The sequence below is a fragment of the Cellulosimicrobium cellulans genome, from assembly GCF_007679345.1.
In the GTDB taxonomy this organism is placed as follows: domain Bacteria; phylum Actinomycetota; class Actinomycetes; order Actinomycetales; family Cellulomonadaceae; genus Cellulomonas; species Cellulomonas cellulans_A.
This window is the reverse complement of record NZ_VEGH01000001.1, coordinates 208635-233370: the sequence shown is the minus strand read 5'-3', so window position 1 is coordinate 233370 and position 24736 is coordinate 208635. Positions and strand designations below refer to the sequence as shown.

General features: G+C 76.2%; 26 protein-coding genes. 12 read left to right on the top strand and 14 right to left on the bottom strand.

Features of this window, described 5'->3' with window-relative positions; genetic code table 11:
• Positions 1-54: 54 nt before the first annotated feature.
• From FS882_RS01110 to FS882_RS21500, 6 genes are all read right to left on the bottom strand, one after another.
• The gene (locus FS882_RS01110) at positions 55-855 is read right to left on the bottom strand and encodes an ABC transporter ATP-binding protein (protein ID WP_158369940.1); all 801 of its coding nucleotides are present in this window, start codon (positions 853-855) and stop codon (positions 55-57) included.
• Positions 852-1685 carry an ATP-binding cassette domain-containing protein gene (locus FS882_RS01105; RefSeq protein WP_158369939.1) on the bottom strand — a complete coding sequence of 278 codons (834 nt, stop codon included), beginning with the start codon at positions 1683-1685 and terminating at the stop codon, positions 852-854. Before FS882_RS01105 ends, FS882_RS01110 begins: the two co-directional genes overlap by 4 nt.
• Entirely contained in the window at positions 1682-2596 is a 915-nt protein-coding gene (locus tag FS882_RS01100; protein ID WP_262347982.1) for an ABC transporter permease, read from the bottom strand. Before FS882_RS01100 ends, FS882_RS01105 begins: the two co-directional genes overlap by 4 nt.
• The gene (locus tag FS882_RS01095; RefSeq protein WP_147794573.1) at positions 2593-3549 is read right to left on the bottom strand and encodes an ABC transporter permease; all 957 of its coding nucleotides are present in this window, start codon (positions 3547-3549) and stop codon (positions 2593-2595) included. Before FS882_RS01095 ends, FS882_RS01100 begins: the two co-directional genes overlap by 4 nt.
• A 4-nt stretch (positions 3550-3553) precedes the next feature.
• On the bottom strand, positions 3554-5083 hold the full coding sequence (locus FS882_RS01090; protein ID WP_158369937.1) for an ABC transporter substrate-binding protein: 1530 nt from the start codon (positions 5081-5083) through the stop codon (positions 3554-3556).
• 427 nt (positions 5084-5510) lie between these two features.
• Complete coding sequence (locus tag FS882_RS21500) at positions 5511-6341, bottom strand: DUF2599 domain-containing protein (protein WP_262347979.1); 831 nt, start codon at positions 6339-6341, stop codon at positions 5511-5513.
• 377 nt (positions 6342-6718) lie between these two features.
• On the opposite strand from FS882_RS21500, the gene purL reads away from it, so the two are divergent.
• Together purL and rsgA are read left to right on the top strand one after the other, a co-directional pair.
• Positions 6719-9130, top strand: coding sequence for a phosphoribosylformylglycinamidine synthase subunit PurL (purL, locus tag FS882_RS01080; RefSeq protein ID WP_158369935.1), 2412 nt, complete (start codon positions 6719-6721; stop codon positions 9128-9130).
• A gap of 144 nt (positions 9131-9274) precedes the next feature.
• Positions 9275-10375, top strand: coding sequence for a ribosome small subunit-dependent GTPase A (rsgA, locus tag FS882_RS01075; protein ID WP_158369933.1), 1101 nt, complete (start codon positions 9275-9277; stop codon positions 10373-10375).
• 8 nt (positions 10376-10383) lie between these two features.
• Here rsgA and FS882_RS20760 read toward each other — a convergent pair whose 3' ends face one another.
• On the bottom strand, positions 10384-10554 hold the full coding sequence (locus FS882_RS20760) for a hypothetical protein (RefSeq protein WP_187365061.1): 171 nt from the start codon (positions 10552-10554) through the stop codon (positions 10384-10386).
• A gap of 83 nt (positions 10555-10637) precedes the next feature.
• Between FS882_RS20760 and FS882_RS01070 the strand changes: the two genes are divergently transcribed.
• Complete coding sequence (locus FS882_RS01070) at positions 10638-11018, top strand: sterol carrier family protein (protein WP_158369931.1); 381 nt, start codon at positions 10638-10640, stop codon at positions 11016-11018.
• Positions 11019-11104: 86 nt separating this feature from the next.
• Here the strand turns inward: FS882_RS01070 and FS882_RS01065 are convergent, their stop codons facing one another.
• Complete coding sequence (locus tag FS882_RS01065; RefSeq protein WP_158369929.1) at positions 11105-11764, bottom strand: IMPACT family protein; 660 nt, start codon at positions 11762-11764, stop codon at positions 11105-11107.
• A gap of 45 nt (positions 11765-11809) precedes the next feature.
• On the opposite strand from FS882_RS01065, the gene FS882_RS01060 reads away from it, so the two are divergent.
• The 3 genes from FS882_RS01060 (at position 11810) to purM (ending at position 15040) form a co-directional block, all read left to right on the top strand.
• Positions 11810-12271 carry a histidine kinase gene (locus FS882_RS01060; protein WP_262347978.1) on the top strand — a complete coding sequence of 154 codons (462 nt, stop codon included), beginning with the start codon at positions 11810-11812 and terminating at the stop codon, positions 12269-12271.
• Positions 12272-12377: 106 nt separating this feature from the next.
• Positions 12378-13928 carry an amidophosphoribosyltransferase gene (gene purF, locus FS882_RS01055; protein ID WP_158369927.1) on the top strand — a complete coding sequence of 517 codons (1551 nt, stop codon included), beginning with the start codon at positions 12378-12380 and terminating at the stop codon, positions 13926-13928.
• Entirely contained in the window at positions 13925-15040 is a 1116-nt protein-coding gene (gene purM / locus FS882_RS01050; protein WP_158369925.1) for a phosphoribosylformylglycinamidine cyclo-ligase, read from the top strand. Before purF ends, purM begins: the two co-directional genes overlap by 4 nt.
• Before the next feature lie 296 nt (positions 15041-15336).
• On the opposite strand, the gene FS882_RS01045 is transcribed toward purM, so the two are convergent.
• On the bottom strand, positions 15337-15528 hold the full coding sequence (locus tag FS882_RS01045; RefSeq protein WP_147794565.1) for a DUF3073 domain-containing protein: 192 nt from the start codon (positions 15526-15528) through the stop codon (positions 15337-15339).
• A gap of 747 nt (positions 15529-16275) precedes the next feature.
• Here FS882_RS01045 and FS882_RS01040 point away from each other — a divergent pair.
• Positions 16276-16485 (top strand): BldC family transcriptional regulator, encoded by a 210-nt coding sequence (locus tag FS882_RS01040; protein ID WP_139405057.1) that lies wholly within the window; start codon positions 16276-16278, stop codon positions 16483-16485.
• Between the two features lie 249 nt (positions 16486-16734).
• A complete protein-coding gene (locus tag FS882_RS01035) occupies positions 16735-17304 on the top strand; it encodes a methylated-DNA--[protein]-cysteine S-methyltransferase (RefSeq protein ID WP_158369923.1) in 570 nt (189 codons plus the stop codon).
• A gap of 11 nt (positions 17305-17315) precedes the next feature.
• Here the strand turns inward: FS882_RS01035 and FS882_RS01030 are convergent, their stop codons facing one another.
• The 3 genes from FS882_RS01030 to FS882_RS01020 form a co-directional block, all read right to left on the bottom strand.
• On the bottom strand, positions 17316-17594 hold the full coding sequence (locus FS882_RS01030) for a DUF3618 domain-containing protein (RefSeq protein WP_158369921.1): 279 nt from the start codon (positions 17592-17594) through the stop codon (positions 17316-17318).
• The gene (locus FS882_RS01025) at positions 17591-18019 is read right to left on the bottom strand and encodes a phage holin family protein (protein ID WP_158369919.1); all 429 of its coding nucleotides are present in this window, start codon (positions 18017-18019) and stop codon (positions 17591-17593) included. Before FS882_RS01025 ends, FS882_RS01030 begins: the two co-directional genes overlap by 4 nt.
• Before the next feature lie 101 nt (positions 18020-18120).
• Positions 18121-18549: a phage holin family protein gene (locus FS882_RS01020; RefSeq protein ID WP_222848085.1), complete on the bottom strand. Its 429-nt coding sequence runs from the start codon at positions 18547-18549 to the stop codon at positions 18121-18123.
• Between the two features lie 147 nt (positions 18550-18696).
• Between FS882_RS01020 and FS882_RS01015 the strand changes: the two genes are divergently transcribed.
• The 4 genes from FS882_RS01015 to FS882_RS01000 all read left to right on the top strand — a co-directional run bounded on the left by FS882_RS01015 (position 18697) and on the right by FS882_RS01000 (position 22576).
• A complete protein-coding gene (locus FS882_RS01015; RefSeq protein WP_187365060.1) occupies positions 18697-19341 on the top strand; it encodes a response regulator transcription factor in 645 nt (214 codons plus the stop codon).
• Positions 19328-19843, top strand: coding sequence for a fluoride efflux transporter FluC (locus tag FS882_RS01010; RefSeq protein WP_158369917.1), 516 nt, complete (start codon positions 19328-19330; stop codon positions 19841-19843). Before FS882_RS01015 ends, FS882_RS01010 begins: the two co-directional genes overlap by 14 nt.
• Positions 19840-20217, top strand: a complete 378-nt coding sequence (gene crcB, locus FS882_RS01005; RefSeq protein ID WP_262347976.1) for a fluoride efflux transporter CrcB — start codon at positions 19840-19842, stop codon at positions 20215-20217. The genes FS882_RS01010 and crcB overlap by 4 nt, the downstream gene beginning before the upstream one ends.
• 109 nt (positions 20218-20326) lie before the next feature.
• Positions 20327-22576 (top strand): SpoIIE family protein phosphatase, encoded by a 2250-nt coding sequence (locus tag FS882_RS01000; RefSeq protein ID WP_158369915.1) that lies wholly within the window; start codon positions 20327-20329, stop codon positions 22574-22576.
• A gap of 102 nt (positions 22577-22678) precedes the next feature.
• Here the strand turns inward: FS882_RS01000 and FS882_RS00995 are convergent, their stop codons facing one another.
• Complete coding sequence (locus FS882_RS00995; protein WP_158369913.1) at positions 22679-23299, bottom strand: FMN reductase; 621 nt, start codon at positions 23297-23299, stop codon at positions 22679-22681.
• 119 nt (positions 23300-23418) lie between these two features.
• Positions 23419-24618 (bottom strand): LLM class flavin-dependent oxidoreductase, encoded by a 1200-nt coding sequence (locus FS882_RS00990; RefSeq protein ID WP_158369911.1) that lies wholly within the window; start codon positions 24616-24618, stop codon positions 23419-23421.
• Between the last annotated feature and the right edge of the window lie 118 nt (positions 24619-24736).

Below are 24736 nucleotides of genomic sequence, written 5' to 3'. Positions count from 1 at the left end.
GAGACGCCCGTGGCGTGTCCGGCAGAACCTTCCACCCGAGGTCGTGCCCGAGACTCAGACCGCCGGCAGCTGCGGGACCGCCGCCAGCAACCGGCGCGTGTACGCCTCCTGCGGGTCCGCCAGCACCGACGCCGTCGGCCCCTCCTCGACGACCCGCCCGTGGTGCAGCACGACGGTCCGCTCGCACAGCCGCCCGACGATGGCGATGTCGTGCGACACGAGCACCAGGGTCAGCCCCTGCTCCGCGGCGAGCCGCTGCAGCAGGTCGACGACCTGCCCGCGCACGGACACGTCGAGCGCGGAGACGGGCTCGTCGGCGACCAGCACCGACGGCCGGGGCGCCAGGGCCCGCGCGATCGCGATGCGCTGCCGCTGCCCGCCGGAGAACTGCGCCGGGTACCTGGCCGCGACGTCGGGGTCGAGGCCGACCGCGCCCAGCACCTCGGCGACGCGCTCCCGGTGGTCGCCGGGGACCTTGAGCGAGCGCAGCGGCTCCGCGACGACGGCGCCGACCCGCATCCGGGGGTCGAGCGAGGACCGCGGGTCCTGGAACACCGGCTGGACGTCGGCGCGGAGCCGGCGGAGCAGGTGGCGGTCGCGGCGCGCCAGCGGCTCGCCGCGGTACCGGACCTCGCCCGCGGTGGGGGAGTCGAGGGCGAGCAGCTGGCGCAGCAGGGTCGACTTCCCGGAGCCGGACTCGCCGACGATGCCGACGCTGCGGCCGGCCTCGACGCGCACGGAGACGCCGTCGAGGGCGCGGGTGGCACCGAAGGTGCGGACCACGTCGACGGCCTCGAGCACGGGCGCGGCAGGGGCGTCCGGCGCGCCGGCGGGGGTCGGGACGGTCGCGGTCATCGGGCCGCCTCCTCGTGCGTCGCGGGACCGGCCGCCGGACCGCCGCCGGGCAGCCCCGTGACCGCCCGCGCCGCCCCGACGAGCTCCCGCGTGTACGCGGCCTCGCCCCCGGCCAGCGCCGCGGCGACCGAGGTGTGCTCGACCACCCGGCCGTCGCGCATGACCACCAGGTCCCGCGCGACGCGGGCCACCACGGGCAGGTCGTGCGTGACGAAGACCAGCGCGACGCCGGTCCGGTCCACGAGGTCGTCGAGCAGGTCGAGCACCTCGGCCTGGACGGTCACGTCGAGCGCGGTCGTCGGCTCGTCCGCCAGCAGCACCCGCGGTTCGCAGGCCAGGGCCATGGCGAGGGCGACCCGCTGCCGCTGCCCGCCGGACAGCTGCCACGGGTAGGAGCCGAGGATGCGCTCGGTGTCGTCGAGGTGCACGAGCCGGGCGAGCCGGGCGGCCTCGTCGCGTGCCGCCGCGCCGCGCAGCCCGCGGTGCAGCCGCAGCGGGCCGGTGATCTGCCGGCCGACGGTCATCAGCGGGTCGAGCGCGGTCAGGGGCTCCTGGAACACCATCGCGACCTGGCCGCCGCGGACGCGGGCCAGGCGGCGGGGCGGCAGGGTCAGCAGGTCCTCGCCGTCGAGCAGGACGCGGCCGGTGGCCCGCATCCCCTCGGGCAGCAGGCCGAGCACGGCCAGGGCGGTCATCGACTTGCCGGAGCCCGACTCGCCGACGACGCCGAGCCGGCCGCCGGCGTCCAGCGACCAGGAGACGCTGTCGAGGATCCGGCGCCCGGTCGAGGTGGTGACGGTCAGGTCCTCGACGGACAGCAGCGCGGTCATCGGTCCCCCCTCAGGTTCGGGTCGGTGCGCTCGCGGATGCCGTCACCGAGCAGGTTCAGCCCGAGCACGGCCACGACGATCGCGACGCCGGGCAGGATCGCGCCCCACGGCTGGACCAGCATCGTCGACTGCGCCTCCTGGAGCAGCCGGCCCCAGGACGCGTTGGGCGGCGGGGCGCCCAGGCCGAGGTACGACAGCGACGCCTCGGCGAGCACGGCGCCGCCGCCGAGCAGCATCAGCTGCACCAGCAGGGTCGGCCAGACGTTCGGGACGACGTGCCGCAGCACGGTGCCCCACCAGCCGGTGCCCGCGGCGTGCGCGGCGGTGACGTAGTCCTCGCGCAGCACCCGGGCGACGTTGACCCGGGTGACCCGCGCGATGACGGCGGACCCGGAGATGCCGATGGCCCAGATCGCCGACGACAGGGAGGCGCCGCGCACCGTGACGATGAGCATGGCGAGCAGCAGCGTGGGGAAGGCGATCAGCAGGTCGACCGCCGAGAGCAGCGTGACGTCGACCCAGCGTCGGGTGGCGCCGGCGAGCACGCCGACCGCGACGCCGAGCACCCCGGCGACGAGCATCGAGGCGACCGCGACGACCAGGGCGTTGCCCGCGCCGGTCATCAGCTGGGACAGCAGGTCGCGGCCGAGGCGGTCGGTGCCGCCCCAGTGCGCGGCGCTCGGGCCCGCCAGGCGCTCGCCGGTGCCGGTGTCGTCGAGGGCGTAGGGGGTCCAGAACAGCGACACCAGCCCGACCAGGGCGACCATCCCGACCAGGACGGCGCCGACGACGAGCGACGGGGGCAGGCGGCGGGCGCCGCGGACCCGCCCGGTCGCGGGCGTCCCCGGCGCGGCGCCGGGCGCCCCGACGTCCCGCGCGACCGGGGTCGTGGTGGTCAGCTCGCCGGTCACGCCGTCACCTCCGCCGTCCGCAGCCGCGGGTCGATGGCGCGCTGCCCGAGGTCGACCAGCGCGTTCATGATCAGCACGATCGCGGTGAGCCCCAGCACGAGCGCCTGGACCACCGGCAGGTCGCGGGAGGTCACCGAGTCGAGCAGCAGCGTGCCCAGCCCCGGGAGGGCGAACACGTTCTCGATTACCACGGCGCCGAGCAGCGAGGTCGCCAGCTCGATGCCGAGGATCGACACGACCGGCACGGCCGCGTTGCGCAGCCCGTGCCGCGCCAGCGCGTGCCACCGGCCGTAGCCGAGGGACCGCGCGGTGCGCAGGTAGTCCTGGTCCAGCACGTCGAGGGTCGCGGACCGCACGTACCGGACCATGACCGCCGACATGGCGATCGCCACGGTCACCACCGGCAGCACCAGCGACCGCACCGCGGCCGCGGGGTCGTCCCAGCCGGTGCGCGGGAACCCGCCGGCCGGCAGCCACCGGGCCTGCAGGGCAAGCACGAGCACGAGGAGCACGCCCACCCAGAACACCGGCACCGCGACGCCGAGCTGGGACACGGCCGACACCGCGACCCCGACCGGCCCGCGCCGGTGCACCGCGGCGATCACGCCGAGGGGCACCGACACGAGCACGGCCAGGACGAACGCGGACAGGCTGAGCGGCACCGTGATGGGCAGCTTCTGCGTGATCAGGTCGGCCACGGGGAGCCGGGACACGAACGACGTGCCCAGGTCCCCGCGGACGATCTGGCCGAGCCACTGCACGTACTGCGTCACCACCGGCTGGTCCGTCCCGAGCTCCGAGCGGAGCTGGTCGAGCTGGTCAGTGGTGGTGCCCACGCCGAGCGTCGCGCCCGCGGCGTCGCCCGGCAGCAGCCGGAGCACGACGAACACGACGACGCTCGCCAGGACGAGGGAGATCAGCAGGGCGCCGATCCGCAGCAGTGCAGCGCGCACGGTGTCAGGACTCCCGGACGATGTCGGCGACGTAGAACGACTCGGTCACCTGGTCGACGGGGAAGCCGGTGACGTCCGAGCGGGCGACGCGGATCTGCGGGTCCAGGTACAGCCAGGCGGACGCCGCCTCCTCGCCGATGGTCTCGTTGACCTGCTTCAGCAGGTCGACCTGCTCGGCCTCGGTGCTCGCCTCGTCGGCCTGGGCGACCCACTCCTGAACCTGCGGGTTGTCGTAGCCCCAGTAGAATTCGGGGTTCGCGTACCAGAGCACGTCGCGCGGGTTCACGTGGCCCATGAGCGTGGACTGGAAGTCGTGGTCCGTGTAGACCTTCTGGTACCAGGTGGCGTCGTCGATCGGGTTCGGCGTCAGGGAGACGCCGACGTCGGCGAGGTTCTTGGTGAGCAGGGCGAGGATCGCCTCGGTGGTGTCGTCCGGGATGTAGTCCACGGAGATCTCCAGGTCGGTGACGCCGGCCTCCGCCAGCAGCGCCTCGGCGGCCTCCGGGTCGTAGCCGTGCACGTCGGCCTGGTCGACGAACCACGGGTCGGTGGGCGGGACCATCGAGCCGATGACCTGGCCGTAGCCGTCCCACACCGCCGACAGGATCGCGTCCCGGTCGATCGCCTTGTAGAGCGCCTGGCGGACGCGGACGTCGCTGAACGGCGCCTCGCGGTCGTTGAACGCCCAGATCTGCTTGGTGGTCGAGGTGCCCTCGGTGATCGTGAAGTCCGGGTTGTCCTCGAACTGGACCAGCTGGTCCGGGGAGTCCTCGGCGATGACGAGGTCGAGGTCGCCGGTGAGCAGCGCGTTGTTCAGCGCGGTGGTGTCCTGGAAGAACCGGAACGTGACGCCGGCGTTCTTCGCGGGCTCGCCCCAGTAGCCGTCGTACTTCTCGATGGTGAGGTGGTCGCCCTGCACCCACTCGACGAACCGGTAGGGGCCGGTGCCGTTGTCGCTGGTCAGCTCCTTGTCCCCGTCCTGCACGATCGTGACGGACGCGAGGTAGAACGTCAGGCCCTGCGACGGCCGCGACAGGTCGAGCTGCACGGTGGCGTCGTCGACCGCGGTGGCCTGCTGGATGACGAGCAGGTCGCTCTTGCGGGCGGACTTCGACTCCGGGCCGATCGCCTCGGAGATGCTCCACACCACGTCGTCCGCGGTCAGCGGGGTGCCGTCGTGGAAGGTGACGTCCGGCTGCAGGTGGAACGTGTACGTCAGGCCGTCCTCGGAGACGTCCCAGGACTCGGCGAGCGTCGGGATGACCTGGCCGTCGACGTCGACCGAGGTCAGGCCCTCGAACACGTTGCGGGTCATGGTCTGCGAGACGCCGGACGAGCCGCCGACGTTGCGGACGAGCCCGGTGGGCTCGTTGGTGGAGCCGATGACGATCTCGGCCGAGGCGTCGGGCGTGCCCGAGGCGGCGGACGAGTCGCCGCCGGAGCCCGAGCCGGAGCCGCAGGCGGCCAGCGCCAGGGCGGCGGCGACGGCCAGGGCGGCGCCGAGCGGGGCGCGGCGGGAGCGACGGGTGCTCACGGGGGTGTCCTTCCGGGAGGGCCGCGCGGCGGTGTGCCGCGCGTGGGGGGGGGTGGGCGTGCGTCCGGGCGGCGGGCGGGCTGCCCGCGGCCGGGTGCGTGCGTCGGCGCCACGGCTCCCCGGTGGACCGGAACCAGACCGGCGGGTCGGGAATTCCCGGGACGGGGCGGCGCGGCGGGCGCGTGAGGACGGAGCGGGCTCCGGTCGGCGGCGCCGGCGCGGGTGCGGCGGCTCGCCGGGCGCGTCAGGGACGCGCGGGCGTCAGAGACGCGGGGCGCTCAGCGGCGACAACAGCACGCGGCGGTCGACGCGGGTCGACAGGCGCGGGTGCGTGCGGAGGTGGTCGTGTGGCGCATGATGCGGATGACTGTAGCAACAACCGACCAGGGACCGGGACGGGCGGTCCGGCATGCGGGCGCGCGGGTCGTCAGGACGGGTTGCAGAGCGCCCCGATGGTCTCCAGCAGCCCGACGTCGGGCCGCCACGGCTCCAGGTTCCAGGTCGCCTTGTCGGGCGCGCCGATCAGGTGGCAGGTGAGCTGGTCCCGGACGTTCTGCGCGTCCGCCTCCGGCTCGGCGGCGACGAGCGCGGACCACACCGCCTCCTCGGCGGCGAGGCTGCCGTGCCGGGCCCACGCCGCGGGCTCGACGGCGAGCGAGCGGCCGCCCTCGTCGGCCAGGTCCCGCCAGGTGGCGTCGAGGACGGCCGTCGCGGCGAACGTCGCCGTGACCGTGCCGCCGGCCGCCCCCGACCCGGCGGCGCCCTCCGCGAGCCAGGTGACGGCGCCGTCGCCGGCGGCGCGGACCCGGACCGTGCGGCCGCCGGGGTCGTCCAGCAGCGGCGCGGTGAGCCCGGCGAGCACGCCGCCGTCCGCGTCCCGGACCACGGCCGACAGGTCGTCGAGCACGTCGACGGTCCCGCCCTCCGGCGGCGCGAGCGTCGCGACGGTGACCAGCGTCGCGGCGGCGTCGTCGGCCGGGACGGCGACCGCCAGCAGCACGGCGTCGTCCTCGGCGGGCGTCGCCGTGGGCGGGCCGGCCGGGGCCAGCACGGACAGCGTGACGGGGCCCGAGGGCACGGGGGTGCCGTCGGCACGGACCGCGGCGGCGTCGGGGGAGGCCCCGCCGTCGGGGGAGGACGCGGTGGTGGCCGGCGCGGGCGCGGTCGGACCCGGGGCGCGGTCCGCGGTGCACCCGGCGAGCAGCAGCGACACGAGCAGGGCGGCGGCCGGCAGGGCCAGGAGGGCGCGTCGCGTCACCGCGCCATTGTGACGGCACGCACCCGCCACCCACCGCCGCCCGCCCGCCCCGCCCGCCCGCCCCGCCCGGCCCCTCCGGCCCGCCCCCGGCCCGCCCGCCCCCGGCCCGCCCCACCGTCGAGCGAGCAACCGACACGTCGAGCGAGCAGTCGCCGGTTGCTCGCTCGACGCGTCGAGTACCCGCTCGGCGATGCCGGCCGGCCCGACGCCGCCCGCCCGGTGGCCGGCGCCGGAGGCGCGCGGTCCGCCCGCCGGGCGGGCGTACGGGGCGCGCCCGGCGCGCGGGTAACCTGGGTCACGTCTGCCGATGCCCGCCCGCCGCCGCCGGCCCGGTCCACCGACCGCCGCACGCGCGGGCGCCCAGCCCGAGGGATTCGATGACCAGCGCGCCCACCTCGCAGCACACCGCCGAGCCCTCGTCGTCGGGGCAGTCCGACACCGTGGAGCACGCCGCGGCGACCCCCGACCAGGAGCAGCCGTTCGCGGAGCTCGGCCTCAAGCCGGACGAGTACCAGCGGATCCGCGACATCCTCGGCCGCCGTCCCACGGCCGCCGAGCTCGCGATGTACTCCGTCATGTGGTCGGAGCACTGCTCGTACAAGTCGAGCAAGACCCACCTGCGGAAGTTCGGCGAGCGCGTCACGCCGGAGATGACCGAGCACCTGCTGGTCGGCATCGGCGAGAACGCCGGCGTCGTGGACATCGGCGACGGCTGGGCGGTGACCTTCAAGGTCGAGTCGCACAACCACCCGTCGTACGTCGAGCCGTACCAGGGCGCCGCGACCGGCGTCGGCGGGATCGTCCGCGACATCATCTCGATGGGCGCGCGGCCGGTGGCGGTCATGGACCAGCTGCGGTTCGGCGCGGTCGACCACCCCGACACCGCCCGCGTCGTGCACGGCGTCGTGTCGGGCGTCGGCGGCTACGGCAACTCGCTCGGCCTGCCGAACATCGGCGGCGAGCTGGTGTTCGACGCCTCCTACCAGGGCAACCCGCTGGTCAACGCGCTGTGCCTCGGGGTGCTGCGGCACGAGGACATCCACCTGGCCAACGCCTCGGGCGTCGGCAACAAGGTCGTCCTGTTCGGCGCGCGCACGGGCGGCGACGGCATCGGCGGCGCCTCCATCCTCGCGTCCGAGACGTTCGACGACACCAAGCCCTCCAAGCGGCCGAGCGTGCAGGTCGGCGACCCGTTCATGGAGAAGGTGCTCATCGAGTGCTGCCTGGAGCTGTACGCGGCCCGCGTGGTCGAGGGCATCCAGGACCTCGGTGCGGCGGGCATCTCCTGCGCGACCTCCGAGCTCGCGTCCAACGGCGACGGCGGCATGCACGTCGACCTGGAGAACGTGCTGCTGCGCGACCCCACCCTGACCGCCGGCGAGATCCTCATGTCGGAGTCGCAGGAGCGGATGATGGCGGTCGTCACGCCGGAGAAGCTCGACGAGTTCCTGGCGATCACCGGCAGGTGGGACGTCGAGACCGCCGTCATCGGCGAGGTCACCGGCACCGGCCGCCTGACGATCGACCACCACGGGCAGCGGATCGTGGACGTCGACCCGAAGACCGTCGCGCACGAGGGGCCCGTCTACGACCGCCCGTACTCCCGCCCGGAGTGGCAGGACGGCCTGGTCGCCGACTCGGTGAGCACCCCCGAGGGCGCGCAGCGGTACGCCCGGCCGGCGTCGCCCGAGGAGCTCCGCGCCACCGTGCTCGAGCTGCTCGCGTCGCCGAACCTCGCGTCGAAGTCCTGGGTCACCGACCAGTACGACCGGTTCGTGCAGGGCAACACCGCGCTGGCCCAGCCCGACGACGCCGGCGTGGTCCGCGTCGACGAGTCGACCGGCCTGGGCGTCGCCCTCGCCACCGACGCGAACGGCCGGTACGCCAAGCTCGACCCGTACGCCGGCGCGCAGCTCGCGCTCGCCGAGGCGTACCGGAACGTCGCCGCCTCGGGTGCGAAGCCGCTCGCCGTCACCGACTGCCTGAACTTCGGCAGCCCCGAGGACCCGGCGTCGATGTGGCAGCTCGTGCAGGCGATCGAGGGCCTGGCCGACGCCTGCGCCGTGCTCGGCGTTCCGGTCACCGGCGGCAACGTCTCCCTCTACAACGGGACCGGCGAGCCGGGGAAGATCGACTCCGCCATCCACCCGACGCCGGTCGTCGGCGTGCTCGGCGTGATCGACGACGTCGCGGAGGCCACCCCGTCGGGCTGGACCACCCCGGGGCAGTCGGTCTACCTGCTGGGCACGACGCGGCCCGAGCTCGACGGCTCCGCGTGGGCCGACGTCGCGCACGCGCACCTCGGCGGCACCCCGCCGCAGGTGGACCTCGAGGCCGAGCGCCGGCTCGCGACCGTGCTGGTCCGGGCGTCGCGGGACGACCTGGTCGACGCGGCGCACGACCTGTCCGAGGGCGGGCTGGCCCAGGCGCTGGTCGAGTCCTCGCTGCGGTACGGCGTGGGTGTGCAGGTCGACCTGGCGGCGCTGTGCGAGCGCGACGGCGTGACCCCGTTCGAGGCGCTGTTCTCGGAGTCGGCGGCCCGGGCCGTCGTCGCGGTGCCGCGGTCCGAGGCCGTGCGGTTCGAGGACCTGTGCACGGCGCAGGGCGTCCCCGCGCTCGCCATCGGTGCCACCGCGGAGACGTGCAGCCCCGGCGCGGGCGCCCCGACGCAGGACGCGCCGGAGCAGCACGTGCACGCGCCGGCCGTCGAGGTCACGGGCCTGTTCACGCTGCCGCTGGCCGAGGCCCGCGCGGCGCACGAGGCGACGCTCCCGCGCCACTTCGGCTGACGCCGGACCGCGGGTCGTCCCGGTCGCCGGCGGCAGCACCCCCCGGCGACCGGGCCGCGTCACCCCTCCCGGCGCCCCTGCCCTCCGCGGCACGGGCGGCCGGGGGAGCGGTGCGAACGGGCGCGAAAAAGTACCGTCGTCGGCATGTCCTCCTCCGGCTCCGTCTTCCCGGGCGCCGCGGGGCGCGTGGTGCGCGTCGACCGCGGGGCCGTGCTCGTGCTGCCCCCGGGCGGCGGTGCGCCGGGCGACCACGCCCCGGGCGACCACGCCCCGGCGGGTGCCGCCGAGGAGGCCGTGCGCGTGCCGCTGCCCGGCGAGGGGCTGGTGCCGCTGCTCGACGCCGACGGCGTCCCCGGGGACGCGGTGCCGCCGGCGGTGGGCGACCACGCCGTGCTGGGTGCCGGCCCGGACGGGGCCCCGCTGCTCGTCGCCCTCCGACCGCGCCGCACCGCCGTGGTGCGGGACGGCGCCGACCGCACGTCCCGCGCCCAGGTGCTCGCGGCGAACGTCGACGTCGTGCTGGTCGTCGAGCACCTGGACCCCGACCCGAGCCCCGGGCGCGTCGAGCGGCTGCTGACCCTGGCCTGGCGGTCGGGGGCGACGCCGGTCGTCGTGCTGACCAAGGCGGACCTGGTGCCGGACCCCGACGGCATGGCCGACGAGGTGCGGGCGCTCGCGATCGGCGCCGAGGTGCACGCGGTCAGCGTCGCGGCCGGCACCGGGCTGGAGCCGGTGCGGGCCCTGCTCGGGCCCGGGCGGACGCTGGTGGTCGTCGGGCCGTCGGGCGCGGGGAAGTCGACGCTCGTGAACGCGCTGGCCGGCGCCGACGTGATGGCGACCGGCGACCGCCGGGCCGACGGGCGCGGACGGCACACCACCGTGCACCGGGAGCTCGTCCCGCTCGCCGGGGGCGCGTGCCTGATCGACACCCCGGGTCTGCGCGGCGTCGGTCTGGTCGCGGACCCGGCGGCGCTGGACGCGACGTTCGCCGACGTGGCCGACCTCGCCGCCGGCTGCCGGTTCGCCGACTGCGCGCACCGCACCGAGCCGGGCTGCGCGGTGCTCGCGGCCGTCGAGGACGGCACGCTGCCCGCGCGGCGGCTCGACTCGTGGCGTCGGCTGGCGCGCGAGGCGGCGTACCAGGAGCGTCGGGCGGACGCCGCGCTCGCCGCGGCGGAGCGGAACCGGGTCCGGCGCGCGACGGCGGCGTACCACCGGTTCCAGCAGGGCCGCCCGGCCCGCTGACGCCGGGCTCAGCCGGCGCGGACCGCCAGCGCGACCACGGTGCCGGTGGCGGCGAGCCCCGCGACCGTCGCCGCGAGTGCGCCCCGCAGCGCGGCCCGCGTGGCCCGCGGGCGCGGCTCGGTCGCGGGCTGGGCCGTGCCGGCCTCGGTCGTGATGGGCTCGGCGGGGGTGCGGCTCATGGGCGTCGATCCTGCCCCGGGCCGGACGCCCGGGGCCGCGGTCGCGACGGGTGCGCGTCGCCGCGACCGGGGATGATGGGGCCATGCCTCCCCGTCGCCGCACCGACCCCGCGGTCGGCCGGGCCGCCGTCGCCGCCTGGCGCGCCGACCCGACCGACCTGACCGCCCGCCGCACCGCCGTCCGGTTCACGCTCGAGGAGCTCGCCGACGTCGCTCCCGGGCACACCGTCGAGGTCCGCGTCCCGCCGGACGGCGCCGTCCAGGCGGTCGAGGGTCCCCGGCACACCCGCGGCACCCCGCCGAACGTCGTGGAGACGGACCCGCAGACCTGGCTCGCCCTGGCCACCGGCGCGGAGTCGTGGCACGAGGCGCTGGCCGCGGGCCGGGTGCACGCCTCGGGCGAGCGCGCCGACCTGGCGGACTGGCTCCCCCTCCAGGCCACCCGCCCCCGCCCCAGCCCGTAGCCCCGCCGAGGTCGAGGGTTTCCCTACGAGGTCGAGCGGTTGCGGCGGCGCTGAGCCCGCAAAGCCTCGACCTCGCCGAGGGAGGGCTAGCGGGAGAGGATGACCGTGGGGCCGCGGGCGGCGCGGAGGGTGCCTGCGGTGGCCGCCGCCAGGGCCGCGTCGAAGGCGTCCAGGGCGGCCGGCGGGATCAGCAGGGTGAAGCGGGCCTCCGCGGCGTAGGCGACGTCGTCCAGGGAGGCCTCATGCGCGTCCGCCCAGTCGCGCAGGACGCCGTGCAGCCGGCCGGCGTCGGCGTGCGGGGCGTCGACCGTCACCCGCACCGCGGCGCTGCGCCGGACCAGGCGCGCGCGGTCCAGCGCCTCGGAGGTGGCCGTCGAGTACGCCCGCACCAGGCCGCCCGCGCCGAGCAGGACGCCGCCGAAGTACCGGGTCACGACGGCGACCAGGTCGGTGAGCTCCCGGCGCCGCAGCACCTCCAGCATCGGCACGCCGGCGGTGCCGGAGGGCTCGCCGTCGTCGGTCGACCGCTGCTGCTCGGCGAGCGGCCCGACGGAGAGGGCCACGCAGTGGTGCCGGGCGTCCCAGTACCGCTTCCGCACCGCCGCGACGACGGCGTCCGCCTCCGCGACCGAGGACACCGGCTGCACCAGGGCGAGGAACCGGGACTTCTTGATCACCAGCTCGTGCTCGACCGGCGCGGCGATCGTGGACGGGTACCGCGGCGCGGGGTCGGCGGCGGTCTGCATCGACCCGAGCCTAGGGCGTCGGCGGGGACGACCTAGGATCTGCGGGTGGCCGACACGACCGAACCCGGGCGACCCGACGACGAGCGGGGCACCGCCCCCACCGACCCCGCGCCCGCGCCGGCCGACGCGGCAGGGACGGCCCCCGCGCCCCGTCCGGCGGACGCGGCGCCCGGTGAGGCCGCCCCCGACCCCGCGGCCCCCACGGTGCCCGAGGTGCCGGACGAGGCCACGCTCGCCCGCGTCGCCGAGCCGGCCCGCGTCCGCCGCGCCCCGAAGATCGGCGCGTTCATCACCGCGGGGGTGCTGCTCGGAGCGCTGGTCGGCCTGGTCGCGGCGCTGCTCGCGGGGTCGTCGAGCGGTCTGGCGGGGTCGGACCCGCAGGCGTTCATCGGCGTGCTCGGCGGCCAGGGCGGCGCGCGTGCGGCGTCCGCGCTGATCGGCGCGATCATCGGGGCGTTCGTGGGGGCGCTGGCGGCGCTCGTGGCGGACCGGCGCAGCCGCCGCTGACCCGCCGCCGGCCCCCGCGCGCCGGCACGGCCCGGCCCTCGCCCGTCCGGGACCGAGGTCCCGGACGCCGGACGGTGGTGCGCGTGGCATGTGTCACCATGGAGTCGTGGCCCCCCGCGGAGACGGCAAGCTGAACCACGACCTCCTGCCGAACGAGAAGGGACCCCAGGACGCGTGCGGCGTGTTCGGGGTCTGGGCTCCCGGCGAGGAGGTCGCGAAGCTCACCTACTTCGGGCTGTACGCGCTGCAGCACCGCGGCCAGGAGTCGGCGGGCATCGCGACGTCGAACGGCGAGCAGCTGCTCGTCTACAAGGACATGGGCCTCGTGTCCCAGGTCTTCGACGAGACGGCGCTGAACGCCCTGCACGGCCACATCGCCGTCGGGCACGCGCGGTACTCGACGACCGGCGGCAGCACGTGGGAGAACGCGCAGCCGACGCTCGGCGCGACGGCCGGCGGCACCGTGGCCCTCGCGCACAACGGCAACCTCACGAACACGGCCGAGCTGGTCGACCTGGTCGCCGAGCGGTACGGGGCCCAGCGGCGCGGGGAGCTCGCGCGCGGCAACACGACCGACACCGCGCTGGTGACGGCGCTGTTCGCGGGGGACCAGGACCACACGCTCGAGGCCACGGCGCTGGAGGTCCTGCCGCGGCTGCGCGGCGCGTTCAGCCTGGTCTGGATGGACGAGCACACCCTGTACGCCGCCCGCGACCCGCAGGGCGTCCGCCCGCTGGTGCTCGGCCGGCTGGAGCGCGGCTGGGTGGTCGCCTCGGAGACGCCGGCGCTCGACATCGTGGGCGCGTCGTTCGTCCGGGAGATCGAGCCGGGTGAGCTCGTCGCGATCGACGCCGACGGCCTGCGGACCCAGCGGTTCACCGAGCCGCAGCAGCGCGCCGGCTGCGTGTTCGAGTACGTGTACCTGGCCCGCCCGGACACGACGATCGCCGGCCGCTCCGTGCACGCCGCGCGCGTCGAGATGGGCCGCCGCCTGGCGAAGGAGCACCCGGTCGAGGCCGACCTGGTCATCCCGGTGCCCGAGTCCGGCACGCCCGCGGCGGTCGGCTACGCGCAGGCGTCCGGCATCCCGTTCGGGCAGGGCCTCACCAAGAACGCCTACGTCGGTCGGACGTTCATCCAGCCGTCGCAGACGCTGCGCCAGCTCGGCATCCGGCTCAAGCTCAACCCGCTGCGGGAGGTCATCCGCGGCAAGCGGCTGGTCGTCGTCGACGACTCGATCGTGCGCGGCAACACCCAGCGCGCGCTGATCCGGATGCTGCGCGAGGCGGGCGCGGCCGAGGTGCACGTGCGGATCAGCAGCCCGCCGGTGAAGTGGCCGTGCTTCTACGGCATCGACTTCGCGTCCCGGGCGGAGCTGATCGCCAACGGCCTCGCGGTCGAGGAGATCGGGTCCTCCCTGGGCGCCGACTCGCTCGGCTACATCTCCATGGACGGGATGATCGCCGCCACCGAGCAGCCCGCGGCGCAGCTGTGCACCGCGTGCTTCACCGGGAAGTACCCCATCGAGCTGCCGTCGCAGGACCGGCTCGGCAAGCACCTGCTGGAGCAGAACGAGCTGCCGCTCGGCGCTCCGGAGGACGGACTCGCCACCCTGGTCCCGGGGACCGGTGGCTCGAACGCGCTGGAGCACCCGTGACCGAGGGCATCACCTACGCCGCCGCCGGCGTCGACACCGAGGCGGGCGACAAGGCCGTCGAGCTGATGAAGGACGCCGTGCGCGCGACGCACGGGCCGCAGGTGCTGGGCGGCGTCGGCGGGTTCGCCGGGCTGTTCGACGCCTCGGCCCTGGTCGGCTACCGCCGGCCGCTGCTCGCCACCTCGACCGACGGCGTCGGCACGAAGGTCGCGATCGCGCAGGCCCTGGACGTGCACGACACCATCGGGTCCGACCTGGTCGGCATGGTCGTGGACGACATCGTCGTGGTGGGCGCCAAGCCGCTGTTCATGACCGACTACATCGCGTGCGGCCGGGTCGTCCCGGAGCGCATCGCCGACGTGGTCCGGGGGATCGCGGCGGCCTGCTCGGTCGCCGGCACCGCGCTGGTCGGCGGCGAGACCGCCGAGCACCCCGGGCTGCTGGGCCCCGACGAGTACGACGTGGCCGGCGCCGCGACCGGCGTGGTCGAGGCGGACGCCCTCCTCGGCCCGGAGCGGGTCCGGGCCGGCGACGTGCTGGTGGCCCTCGGGTCGAGCGGCCTGCACTCGAACGGCTACTCGTTGGTGCGCCGGGTCGTCGCGCACGCCGGCTGGTCGCTCGACCGGCACGTGCCGGAGCTCGGGCGCACGCTCGGCGAGGAGCTGCTGGAGCCGACCCGGGTGTACGCGTCCGACTGCCTCGCGCTGGTCGAGCGCGCGGACGGCGCGGTGCACGCGTTCAGCCACGTCACCGGCGGCGGCCTCGCCGCCAACGTCGCGCGCGTGCTGCCCGCCGGCCTGGTCGCGGACGTGCCGCGCGGGTCCTGGACGCTGCCGCCGGTGTTCTCGCTGGTGCAGGCCGCGGGTGCGGTGCCCTGGACCGACCTGGAGCGGACGCTCAACCTGGGCGTCGGCATGGTCGCCATCGTCGACGCCGCAGGAGCGGACGCGGTCGAGCGGCACGCGGCGGAGCTCGGGCTGACCGCCTGGCGGCTCGGCGAGGTGCGGGACCTGACCGCGGCGGACGCCGAGGGCGGGCCGGACCTGGTCGCGGGCACCAAGGGCGTGCAGGGCGGCGCGGTGCGGCTCAGCGGGGTGTACCGCACGGCCTGAGCGCCCGGGTGGCACGGTCACCTGCCGCGCGTCGGGCGGGCCCGCCCGCGTGGCGCGGTGCACGAGCCGGGCGCGCCAGCGTCTCCGCACGCAGCGCGTGCACCCGGACGTGGCGACGTGCGCGCGCAGCGGGCGCACCACGACGCCGCGTCCGCAACCCCCCCGGGCAGCGCACGAGCCGGGCCCGCCCTGCGACCGTCGCTGACGGTGCGAGGAGGCCCGGCTCGTCGTGCGGGTGGCCGCTGGGTGTCAGCGGCGGGGCCGGTGCCGCGCGAGGCGGCTGCCGACCCGGGTATTCAGCGCTCGTCCGCCCATCGAGGGGGGTAGTCGTCACCCTCGTCGTCGGAGTCCTGTCGGCTGTCGGTGACGAGGTCGTTCCGGTGGCCGGTGAGCTCCTGCTCCAGCGCCCGGTAGTTGGTGTCGGGACTGAAGTACTTCAGCTCCCGCGCCACCTTCGTCTGCTTAGCCTTCTGACGGCCGCGCCCCATGGCATCGACCCCCTCTAACGTGGAAGCGGGGCGGCTCCGTGCTCACACGTGCGGCCCCGGGATGCTGAATAGTCTGTTCGTGACGCAACGGTACATGGTCCCCCGGCATTCCGACCACTCGCCCGGGAGGTCGTGCGCGCCCCGGGCCGCTCGGGAGGGCGCCCGCGGCCGACGCGCACCGGTGCGCACCCGCGCGCCCCGGCGGGTCCGACGTGCTCCGACGGCGCAGTCCCGCGAACGCGGCTGCGTGGGACCCAGGTCCGGGGTGAGGGAGACGCGTCGGATGTGATCTTCGCCACTGGCGAACGCAGTTGCCGGTCGGGACGATGGGTGGTGCGGGTGGTGGGCACGCTCGATCGCCGGTGCCGCGAACTGGGACGAACGTCCCGGTCGCAGCGCTTCGCGGGGAGCGCGCCGGCCGTCACCCACCCGGACGAGTGGCGCGTGCACGCTCGGGGACCGCCCGTTCGGCGCACGGCGTCGACGCGCAGTCATGTCGGGTTCGACCTAGATTGTCCCCATAGTTACCGCTTGTCCCGGAATGGGACGTTGGTACTAGTTGTCGGAAGGTCGCACGTGACACCGTGGTCACGGTGGGGGCGCAAGGGGGGTCGAGCGCGATGACGTCACCGATGCCGATGCAGCCCGGCCGCGGCCGGGCAGCGGTACCGATGACCACGTTTCTGTCTGTCATGACGGCGGGTCACCCGACCGGTCGTCGCCACGAGGGCACCCCGGAGGTCTGACGTGTCTGCCCCCCACACCGAGAACGAGATCCTGCTGACCCCGTCCGAGGTCGCGAGCCTGTTCCGGGTCGACCCGAAGACGGTCACCCGCTGGGCGAAGTCCGGCAAGCTGTCGTCGATCCGCACGCTCGGCGGTCACCGCCGCTACCGCGAGACCGAGGTCCGCGAGCTGCTCGGCGGCATCCCCGGCCAGCGCGGCGACGACGTCTGAGGCCACCGAGGCGGCCCGGCCGGGCCGCCGCCCACCCGGCGGCCCCGGCGACCGCCCGCGCCCCCGGCTGCCCGTGCGCGCCCGCTGACGGCGGCTCGGGGCGCCCGCGTCCGCCGACCGCGTGCCCGGGCCGTCCGCGTCCGCCGACGGCGGCCTGCCGACGCCCGCCCGACGCGGGCGCCGCGCGTGCGCGTCGCCGTGTCCGATCACCGCCGGTGGCCTCGACGCCGGCGGGCGCAGGATGGTGCCATGACCGACACCGCGACCGCCGCGTCCCCCCTGCTCGACCCCGCCGCGCCCCTGCTCGCGGCGGTCCTGCCGTCCCCGGCCGGTGACCTGGCCGTGCTGCTCACCGAGGACGGCGTCGTCCGCGCGGCCGGCTTCGGCCCGGTGGCGGCGATGGCGGCCCGCCTCCCGCTCGACCTCGCGGCGCGCGGCCACGAGCGCGTGGACCCCGCGGGCCTGGCGGCGCGCGGCGCCGGCCCCGCGCTCGTCGCCGACGCGGCCGCCCGCTACCTCGCCGGCGAGGTGGGTGCGCTGGACACGGTGCCGGTGGCGCAGCCGGGCGGTCCGTTCCAGCAGCGCGCGTGGGCGGCGATGCGTGCGATCGCCCCGGGCTCGACGGCGACGTACGCCGAGCTGGCGGCGGCGGCAGGGAGCCCGACGGCGGTGCGCGCCGCGGGGTCCGCGTGCGCGCGGAACCTGGTGGCGCCGTTCGTCCCCTGCCACCGGGTGCTGCGCAGCGGCGGCACGCTCGGCGGCTACTACTACGGGCTCGACGCCAAGCGGGTGCTCCTCGCGCACGAGGCGGGGGGCTGAGCCCCGCCCCGTCAGCGGCGGACGGCGAGCACCACCACGAGGGCCAGCGCCCCGACGGCCCCGGCCAGGATCCCGCGCGCCCGGTTCCGGTTGGCGGGGTCGGCGGCGGGGTCGCTGCCGACCGCGTCGCGCCAGAGCTTCTCCGCGGCCGACCGCGCGTCGGCGACCTGCCGCTTGGGGCTCAGCCGCTCCGCGAGCGCGTCCGCGGTCCCCGCGAGCTCGGCGCGGGTGAGCGCGACCTCGGTCTCGAGCGCGGTGATGGTCGGCTTCGGCGTGGGGGAGTCGCTCATCGGCTCAGGCCCTCCTTGACGGACTTCTGGACGGTCTCGGCGTCCTGCTTCAGGCCGGCGACGGCCTTCTCGGGCGTCGGCGGGGTGCCCTTCTGCAGGCTCTTCACGCCGACCAGCGCGAGGACCCCCGTGATGATCGCGAGCACGACCAGCACGATGAGCGCCGCGAGCCAGGGTGCCAGGCCCTCGCTGATCGCGAGGATCACGGTGGTGATCAGCACGGCGAAGGTGAAGAAACCGAAGAACGCGGCGCCGGCGAGCAGCCCGATCCCGATCCCCGCGGCCTTGGCCTTCTCGGCGAGCTCGGCCTTGGCCAGGTCGATCTCCGCGCGCACCAGCCGGGCGGCCTGCTCGCTGAGCCGGCTGATGAGCTGGCCGATCGACTGCTGGTCCGGGCCGGACCCGCTGCCCGATGTCGTCGTCATCCGGTGCTCCTTCGTGGACGGGAGGCGTTCCGCCCCAGTCTGGCCCGTCCGCGTGATCTGCGCAGGTGGGACGGGGGGATCCGCGCGGTGGGTGGTGCGGGTCAGTCGGTCCAGGGGTGGACGAGGTCGGCGTCGCGCGCCGGTCCGGGCGGCGGGGGCGTGGCCCGCACCCGCTCCGGCAGCCGGTGCCGGCCCCAGGCGGCCAGGCCCGCGGCCGCGCCGATGAGCACCACGCCGACGAGGACGGCCGCCAGCCACAGGTCGACGACCTCCGCCAGCCCGACCACCGCCGCCGTGACGAGCAGCGCGAGGCCGAAGACGGTCAGCAGCAGCGCGGACGCGAACGCGAGCGCGCTCGGCCGGACCTCGACCGCGCGGGCGCGCACCGAGCGGGTGACCGCGTCGATCTCCGCCTGCACCGAGCGGCGCACGCGGTCCTCGACCTGCTCGATCCGCTCCCGGGTGCGCTCGGCGAGCGGCTCCGCCAGCCGGCCGAACAGGCCCCGCCGCGGCTCCTCGGCGTCGGTCACGGTGCCCTCCTCCTCACGGCGTCGGACGGCGCGCCGCGTCGTCGCGGCGGTCCGGTCCCACCTGGTTCGCCCGGTGGGACCACCCTAGCCACCGGCACGGGTCCCCGGCGCGCGTGCGCGGCGTGCCGCCGGGCGTACCGTGCCCCCGTGGTCGGGCGCATCGTGCGGGTGGCCCTCGTCGTCGACGAGGCGCTGTCGCGCGCCGCCCTGGCCCAGGGGCTCGAGACCGACCCGCGGGTGGCGGTCCTGCACCGGCTGGCGGGCCGCCGGGAGGCCCTCGACCGGGTGGACCCGCGCACGGTCGACGTGCTCGTGGTGGAGGAGGCCCTGGCGGACGGGACCGGCGTCGAGCTCGGGCTGCGGCTCCAGGAGCGCGACCCGGACCTGGCGGTGCTGCTGCTCTCGGGGCGGGACGCGTCCGACGTGGTGCTGGCGCTGCGCGGCCGGACCCCGCGGCCGTGGAGCCACGTGTCCCGGCGGGCGTGCCCGGACCCGGGCGCGCTGGCCCGTGCCGTCGTCGCGACCGCGGACGGTCAGGCGGTCCTGGGGCCGGGAGCGGGGGCGACCCCGGTGGCCGGGCTGACCGCGGCGCAGGGCGCGGTGCTCGCGCTGGTGGCCCAGGGCCTGTCCAACCGGGCGGCCGCGCGGGCGCTCGGGCTGTCGCCCCGGTCGGTGGAGAACCACCTGGCCGTGGTCTACCGCGCGCTCGGCGCGGCGGGCCCGGACGTGAGCCCGCGGGTGCTGGCGGCGCTGGCCTACCGCACGGGCACGGCACCCGGTGCGGCAGGATGAGCGGCGGCCCGCACCCCCACCTGCCCCGGAGGCCCGCACGAGCACTCCGCCCGCACCCCTGCCCGCCCCGCGCCCGGCGCACCACCGCGCGGGGCTCGCGCTGCTCGTCGCGGCGGGCGGCGCCGTCGGCTCGCTCGGCCGCTACGGCCTGGCCCGGGCGCTGCCGCCGCAGGACGGCTGGCCGGTCGGGACGCTGACCGCCAACCTGACCGGGGCGTTCCTGCTGGGCGTCCTGCTGGAGGTCCTGGGTCGCCGCGGCGCGGAGACGCCCGGTGTGCAGCGGGGGCGGCTGGCCCTCGGCACGGGGGTGCTCGGCGGGTACACGACGTTCAGCTCGCTGGCGCTGGAGGTCGAGCGGCTGCTCGCCTCGGGGGCGGTCGGGACCGCGCTGGCCTACGCGGCGGTGTCGCTGGTGGCGGGGACGCTGTGCGCGGCGGCCGGCGTCGCGGCGGTGTCTGCCGCCGCGGGCCGCCGCTCCCGCGGGGCCGGGGGTGCGAGGTGACGGACGCGCTGCTGGTCGCGGTGATGGGCGGGCTCGGCGCCGCGACCCGGTTCTGGGTCGACGGCACGATCCGGGCGCGGGGACGGACGGTCCTGCCGGTCGCGACCATCGCGATCAACGTCACCGGATCGCTGCTGATCGGGCTGGTGGCCGGCGCGCACCTGTACCTCGGTCTGGCACCGACCTGGCAGCTGCTGCTCGCGACGGGGTTCTGCGGCGGCTACACCACCTTCTCCGCCGCGGCCGTCGAGACCGTCCGGCTGGCGCAGGCCGGCGAGCGGGGCCGGGCGCTCGTGAACCTGCTGGGCACGATGGTGCTGACGGTGGCCGCCACGGCCGCCGGGCTCGGCCTCACCGCCCTGTGGGCCGGTTGACCCACTTGCCACGGGTCGTCCCGGTTTGCGAGGGTCGCCGGGGACCGCGTCGCCGCGCGTGGGCCGCTCGGCCCTTCCGGTCGGGTCCTCCGACCGGAAGGACACGGCGTTGAGCGAGACCCTCCTGCCGCCCGGTGCGCCGATCGACCTGGACAACTGCGCCCGGGAGCCGATCCACATCCCGGGCTCGGTGCAGCCGCGCGGGGTCCTCCTGGTGGTCCAGGACGACGGCGGCGTCGTCCTGCAGGCCTCCACCAACGTCCAGACGGTGCTGGGCCGGCCGGTCGAGGCGGTGCTGGGCGCGCCGCTCGGCGACGTGCTCGGCGTCCCCGCCGCGCGCGTGGTGCTGGAGCAGCTCGCCGCCGTGCCGGACCACCGCACCCGCAACCCAGGGCTGGTGGAGGTCGCGACCGCCGACGGCACGGTGCAGCTCGACGTCGTCGTGCACCGCCCGCCGCCCGCGACCCTCGCGGACCCGGGCCCGGTGTTCGTCGTCGAGCTCGAGCCCGCCGACGGGCCGCGCCCCCTCACCTACGGCAGCACCTACGAGAGCGTCCGCGACGCGATCGCCGACCTCAACCGCGCGGGCGAGCTCACCGAGCTGTACGACATCGCCGCCCGGCACGCGCGCCGGCTGCTCGGGTTCGACCGCGTGATGATCTACCGGTTCGACGCCGAGTACAACGGCGAGGTCGTCGCGGAGGCGAAGCGGGCCGACCTGGAGCCGTTCCTCGGGCTGCACTACCCGGCGTCCGACATCCCGGCCCAGGCGCGGGCGATGTACGAGAAGAGCTGGATCCGGCTCATCTCCGACGTCGACTACACCCCGGTCCCGGTCGTCCCCGCCGCGGACCCGCTGTCCGGCCGGCCGCTCGACCTCACCTACGCGACGTTGCGCTCCGTCTCGCCGATCCACTGCGAGTACCTGCGCAACATGGGCGTCCGGGCGTCGATGTCCATCTCGCTGCTCCGGGACGGCAAGCTCTGGGGCATGGTGGCGTGCCACCACTACAGCGGCCCGCACGCGCCGTCCTACGGCGTCCGTGCCGCGGCCGAGTTCCTCGGGGTCGCACTGTCCGCCCGGCTGGTCGCGCAGGTCGAGGAGGACGCGCTCGCGGAGACCCGGCGGGCGTCCGGCGTGCTCGCCCGACTGGTCGGCGCGAGCCGCGACGAGGACGTGCGGCTGGCGCAGGCGCTCACCCGCACCGGCGACCTGCTGGCGCTCGTGCCTGCCGACGGCGTCGTGGTGAGCGTCGGGCCCGACGTGCTGACGCTCGGCGAGGTCCCGGGCGACGCGGCGTGCGCGCAGGTCGCGGCGTGGGCGTCGTCGCTCGGCGAGGTGCTGGCGACCGACCGGCTGGCCGACGAGCCGGGGGCGCCCGACGTCCCGGGCGTCGCCGGCGCGGTCGCCCTGGCGCTGCCCGACGGCGGCACCGTGGTCTGGCTGCGCGGCGAGGTGGTGCGCACCGTCGACTGGGGCGGCGACCCGCACCACAAGATGATCGCGGTCCCGGAGGGCGACGGGGTGCGGCTCGGCCCCCGCCAGTCCTTCGACCTCTGGCGGGAGCAGGTCCGCGGCCGCTCGCTGCCGTGGGACGACCGGCACGTGCAGAACGCCGTCGACCTGCGCGCCCACCTGGTGGAGGCGCTGTTCCACCGGGGCCGGGCGGAGGTGAACGCCGCGCGCGCGATCCAGCGCACGCTGCTGCCCACGTCGCTGCCGCTCGTGCCGGGCTGGTCGGTCGACGCCCGTTACGAGCCCGCCGGCACCGGGCAGGTCGGCGGCGACTGGTACGACGTGCTGCGGCTCGCGGACGGCCGGCTGGCGCTGACCATCGGCGACGTCACGGGCCACGGGCTCGCGACGGCCGCGGCGATGGGCCAGCTGCGCAACGCCACCCGCGCGTACCTGCTGGACGCGGCCCCGCCGGCGGTCGTGCTGTCCCGGGTCGCGGCCCTGGCGCGGTGGACCCTGCCGGGCCAGATGGCGACGATGGCGGTCGCCGTGCTCGACCCCGCGTCCGGCGCGGTCGAGTACGCGGGCGCCGGGCACCTGCCGCCGCTCGTGGTGCGCGCGGACGGGACCGCGGCGTGGGAGCCGGTGCTGGGTTCGCCGCTGATCGGGCTGCTGACGGGGGAGCCCGCCTCCGGGCGGACGACCCTGCACCCCGGCGACGCGCTCCTGCTGGTCACGGACGGCGTCGTCGAGCGGCGGCGGGAGTCGCTGCGCGTCGCGCTGGACCGGACGCTGGCGGCGGTCGGCCGCCCGGTGCCGGGGGAGCTGGACGCGCTCGTGGCGCGCCTGCGGGACCCGGCCTCGGACGACGACGCCACCGTGGTGCTGCTCGCCCGGGACTGACGCGCGCGACGCCGAGCGCGGGCGTTCGCGCCCAGCGCGGTCGCTCCCGCTGCCGCGCTGGGCTGGATCTGCCGCGCTCGGGCGTGGAGCGGCCCGCGGCCGTCAGCCGCCCAGCAGGTCCGCGAAGGACGGCGCGTCGGCGAACGGGTCCTGCGGGCCGCGCGGGCCGCGGGCGGCGACCGTGGTCGCGAGCTCGGCGCCGGCCCGGCGGATGCGGGCGGGCAGCGGGCTCGGCTCGTCGGCGGTGGTGCCGGCGGCCCAGTCGTCGGTCGCGGCGAACACCGACGTCGTGGAGACGTCGGCCCGCAGGTAGGTGAACAGCGGCCGCATCGAGTACTCGATGGCCAGCGAGTGCCGGGCGGTGCCGCCCGTCGCGCCGAGCAGGACGGGCATCCCGGTCAGCGAGTCCTTGTCCAGGATGTCGACGAACGACTTGAACAGACCCGAGTAGGTCGTGGTGAACAGCGGGGTCACGGCGATCAGCGCGTCCGCGCCGGTCACGGCCTCGATCACCTCGGCCAGCGCCGGGCTCGGCACGCCGGTGAGCATCGCGTTGACGATGTCGTGCGCGTGGTCGCGCAGCTCGACGACCCGGACCTCGGGGCGCTGCCCGCGGTCGGCGAGCTCGGTGGCGGTCGCCTCGGCGAGCCGGTCGGCGAGCAGGCGGGTGGAGGACGGCTGGCCGAGGCCGGCCGACAGGGCGACGATGTGGCGCTCGGTCATGGGAGGTGCTCCTCGTGCTGGGGTGGTGCGGGTGGTACCGGGGGTCGGGTGGAAGGTCTGGCCGGACCCGCCGACGGCGTGTCCGGCAGAACCTTCCACCCGAGGTGGTTGTTCCGGGCTCAGAGGCCGAACGCGGCGCCCTGGCGCCCCGCGACCGCGTCGGCGGCCGCGGCGTCGTCCTCGGCCGTCTTCCCGGTCCAGTGGTCGGCGGCGGCGACGGTCTGCTCGTGCACCTGGCCGGCGGCGCGGGCCTTCGCGACGCGCTCGGCGTGCGTCGGCGGGCCGGACGGGACGTCGGCGGGCCGGTCGGACTCCATCTCCTTGCGGAGCACCGGGACGACCTCGCCGCCCAGGATGTCGAGCTGCTCGAGGACCGTCTTGAGCGGCAGCCCCGCGTGGTCGATGAGGAACAGCTGGCGCTGGTAGTGCCCGACGTCGTGCCGCATGGCGGCGTACCGGTCGATGACCTGCTGCGGCGAGCCGACGGTCAGCGGCGTCTGCGCGGAGAAGTCCTCCAGCGACGGGCCGTGGCCGTAGACCGGCGCGTTGTCGAAGTACGGCCGGAACTCGGTCACGGCGTCCTGCGAGTTCTTCCGCATGAACACCTGGCCGCCGAGGCCGACGATCGCCTGGTCCGCGCGGCCGTGGCCGTAGTGCTCGAACCGCTGGCGGTAGAACTGCACCATCTGCTTGGTGTGGCTCATCGGCCAGAAGATGTTGTTGTGGAAGAAGCCGTCGCCGTAGTACGCGGCCTGCTCGGCGATCTCGGGGCTGCGGATCGAGCCGTGCCACACGAACGGCGGGACGCCGTCCAGCGGCCGCGGGGTCGACGTGAAGCCCTGCAGCGGGGTGCGGAACTTGCCCTCCCAGTCGACGACCTCCTCGGTCCAGAGGCGGCGCAGCAGGGCGTAGTTCTCGATCGCCAGCGGGATGCCCTGGCGGATGTCCTGGCCGAACCAGGGGTAGACCGGGCCGGTGTTGCCGCGGCCCATCATGAGGTCCATCCGGCCGTCGGAGATGACCTGGAGCATCGCGTACTCCTCGGCCAGCCGGACCGGGTCGTTGGTCGTGATCAGCGTGGTGGCCGTCGACAGCACGATGTCCTTGGTGCGGCCGGCGAGGTAGCCGAGCATCGTCGTGGGGGACGACGCGACGAACGGCGGGTTGTGGTGCTCGCCGGTCGCGAAGACGTCGAGGCCGACGTCCTCGGCGTGCTGGGCGATCGTCAGGATCGACCGGACGCGCTCGGTGTCGTCGGGCGCGCGGCCCGTGTGGGGGTCAGGTGTGATGTCGCTGACCGTGAAGACTCCGAACTGCATCTCGCGCTCCTCAAGTCGATGCGTTTGCATGTACTTGCGCCCCAACGAGGGCGTGCGCCGATCTATTCCGCGCCGCCGGGACCATCGTCCCAAGCTCGGCGGCGCGGTGCGTCCGTGG

Bases quoted from the DNA above. Each gene is read 5' to 3' on its own strand.
- FS882_RS01110 (WP_158369940.1), bottom strand. From the start codon at position 855: ATGACCGCGACCGTCCCGACCCCCGCCGGCGCGCCGGACGCCCCTGCC.
- FS882_RS01105 (WP_158369939.1), bottom strand. From the start codon at position 1,685: ATGACCGCGCTGCTGTCCGTCGAGGACCTGACCGTCACCACCTCGACC.
- purL (WP_158369935.1), top strand. From the start codon at position 6,719: ATGACCAGCGCGCCCACCTCGCAGCACACCGCCGAGCCCTCGTCGTCG.
- rsgA (WP_158369933.1), top strand. From the start codon at position 9,275: ATGTCCTCCTCCGGCTCCGTCTTCCCGGGCGCCGCGGGGCGCGTGGTG.
- FS882_RS20760 (WP_187365061.1), bottom strand. From the start codon at position 10,554: ATGAGCCGCACCCCCGCCGAGCCCATCACGACCGAGGCCGGCACGGCC.
- FS882_RS01070 (WP_158369931.1), top strand. From the start codon at position 10,638: ATGCCTCCCCGTCGCCGCACCGACCCCGCGGTCGGCCGGGCCGCCGTC.
- FS882_RS01065 (WP_158369929.1), bottom strand. From the start codon at position 11,764: ATGCAGACCGCCGCCGACCCCGCGCCGCGGTACCCGTCCACGATCGCC.
- FS882_RS01045 (WP_147794565.1), bottom strand. From the start codon at position 15,528: ATGGGGCGCGGCCGTCAGAAGGCTAAGCAGACGAAGGTGGCGCGGGAG.
- FS882_RS01035 (WP_158369923.1), top strand. From the start codon at position 16,735: ATGACCGACACCGCGACCGCCGCGTCCCCCCTGCTCGACCCCGCCGCG.
- FS882_RS01030 (WP_158369921.1), bottom strand. From the start codon at position 17,594: ATGAGCGACTCCCCCACGCCGAAGCCGACCATCACCGCGCTCGAGACC.
- FS882_RS01025 (WP_158369919.1), bottom strand. From the start codon at position 18,019: ATGACGACGACATCGGGCAGCGGGTCCGGCCCGGACCAGCAGTCGATC.
- FS882_RS00995 (WP_158369913.1), bottom strand. From the start codon at position 23,299: ATGACCGAGCGCCACATCGTCGCCCTGTCGGCCGGCCTCGGCCAGCCG.
- FS882_RS00990 (WP_158369911.1), bottom strand. From the start codon at position 24,618: ATGCAGTTCGGAGTCTTCACGGTCAGCGACATCACACCTGACCCCCAC.